The 2,028-nt window shown below is 32.3% G+C and carries 3 protein-coding genes and 1 pseudogene; 2 read left to right on the plus strand and 2 right to left on the minus strand.

The features are described from left to right. Together AC1DJR_RS27930 and AC1DJR_RS27935 are read left to right on the plus strand one after the other, a co-directional pair. Window positions 1–255: pseudogene (locus tag AC1DJR_RS27930) on the plus strand (ATP synthase subunit I); the annotation flags it as partial. A gap of 220 nt (window positions 256–475) precedes the next feature. After that, window positions 476–1,027 (plus strand): DUF2179 domain-containing protein, encoded by a 552-nt coding sequence (locus AC1DJR_RS27935; RefSeq protein WP_429687583.1) that lies wholly within the window; start codon window positions 476–478, stop codon window positions 1,025–1,027. 21 nt (window positions 1,028–1,048) lie between these two features. Here AC1DJR_RS27935 and AC1DJR_RS27940 read toward each other — a convergent pair whose 3' ends face one another. Both AC1DJR_RS27940 and AC1DJR_RS27945 read right to left on the minus strand, forming a co-directional pair. Further along, complete coding sequence (locus AC1DJR_RS27940) at window positions 1,049–1,336, minus strand: DUF3923 family protein (RefSeq protein WP_429692007.1); 288 nt, start codon at window positions 1,334–1,336, stop codon at window positions 1,049–1,051. Between the two features lie 75 nt (window positions 1,337–1,411). After that, entirely contained in the window at window positions 1,412–1,792 is a 381-nt protein-coding gene (locus AC1DJR_RS27945; protein ID WP_429687584.1) for a hypothetical protein, read from the minus strand. Window positions 1,793–2,028: the final 236 nt, after the last annotated feature.

Consider the following 2,028-nt stretch of genomic DNA (forward strand, 5'->3'; position numbering starts at 1 on the left):
GTGGAGAAATTAGGAAGAAGTATCGTGATGAAAGAAAAGGCTCCTGGATTAGGAGTTCTAAACCGATTTGCAGCCGCAATATTAGGGGCTATCATTATGTTTGAAATTGAGCATGAAATGGAAATGTGGGCATTCGGTACTGGAATATTGGGTGGACACTTTTTAATGATTGCGAATTTAGCCTATGCAAATATGCAGCTAGTAAAAGAAGAAGAGAAGCAAAAGGAAAATGCTTCGAAAAACATAGAGCTCTGATGAAAGGGACCTAATCAGGTTCCTTTTTTGCGTTTAAAAATAAATGATATAATACGAATGATTTACTGGTACTTATCGAATTTATGCCAAACATAATACGCTTATTTTTGGGGCATTTCAATAGTATGAAAAAAAATTAAAAAAAATTAAAAAACCCATCGATTTCTAAAGCTTATGTATGTTATCATGACAAAAGAATTCGCGAAAGAGGTGGATACCAATGTTACAAGCTTTACTTATTTTTGTGCTTCAAATTATTTACGTTCCAACTTTAACAATCCGTACGATTTTGCTTGTAAAGAATCAAACAAGATCCGCTGCAGGTGTAGGATTGTTAGAAGGAGCAATTTATATTGTCAGTTTAGGTATTGTGTTTCAAGATTTATCAAATTGGATGAACATTGTTGCCTATGTCATCGGCTTTAGTGCGGGACTATTATTAGGCGGTTATATAGAAAATAAATTAGCAATTGGATATATTACGTATCAAGTTAGTTTGCTAGACCGTTGTAATGAATTAGTAAATGAATTACGCCATTTTGGATTTGGCGTTACAGTATTTGAAGGTGAAGGAATAAATTCTATACGTTATCGCTTAGATATCGTTGCAAAGCGTTCGAGAGAGAAAGAACTCTTAGAAATTGTAAATGAAATTGCACCGAAAGCGTTTATGTCTTCTTATGAAATCCGTTCGTTTAAAGGTGGATATTTAACGAAGGCGATGAAAAAGAGAGCATTGTTGAAGAAGAAGAAAGATGAACATGCATCGTAAAGAAAAGGGAGTAGTGCAGCTTTAAAAGCACGGCATAATCCCCATAGAAAAAAGAGAGGAATCTATATTGAAAAAGATTCCTCTCTTTTTTCTGCTTTTTCTCAGATTAACAATTAACCATACAACTTGAATAATTAGTGGTAATATAAATGCAATTAATAAAACGATAAATGCTATTAATTTCAGCTCAGGTGTTTGAGTAACGCCGGTCCCATCAACCTCTCTTAGCCAAATAATAGCTGCCAATATCCCAAAAGTGATAATCCAAAATATGTTACCAATCCACCAAAAAATCCATCGTCTTTTCATATTAGCACCTCTTATATTTACCCTCTGTTAAAAGTATATTTTCGGTTGTTATATTTAAATGAAATAACTATAAAACTACTTTTTTTCAACTGTATATCTAACTTGTTTAAAGGTTGCCATGTCTCCATCTTCGTTATCATCTTTCGTTTGCAAAAGTTGAACTCTTGGCTTGTAGTCTGTCCTATGAGCGTGCTCGATATCTTTAATATTAAGTTTGTAGGATTCGCCATTATTAATTTTTTGTTCCAATACTTTTTTATTGGCAACATAAATAAAAGTCACTTTATTTTCATCAATACCTTCAGTCTTAATTTCTAATTCATTATCTTTTGTTGTAATCGTTGGTGTTAATAATTCAATACTTCCGTTTCCAGTTTCTAAAGAATTTTCTACTATAGTTGAACATCCGGATAATATGATTGCAGTGAATAGAAGAACAACTAATTTCTGTTTCATAACATCCCCCAATTTCAAGTGATTTTTGATTTTGTCATTGCTAGACTGCTAGTGTGGAACGTAAAAATTTAGCTAGCACTCTTTTTAATTGTACCATAATATGTAAATTTAAACAGGCTGTATATCCAATTTAAGGGTTTGAAAAGTTTACTTATTGTTTTAAATCAGTACCTTTACAGTAGGTATATATTTTCTTTAGAAAGCAGTGTTGTTAAAATCATTACGAATTGGATACC

The organism is Bacillus sp. 05T31 (assembly GCF_056396725.1).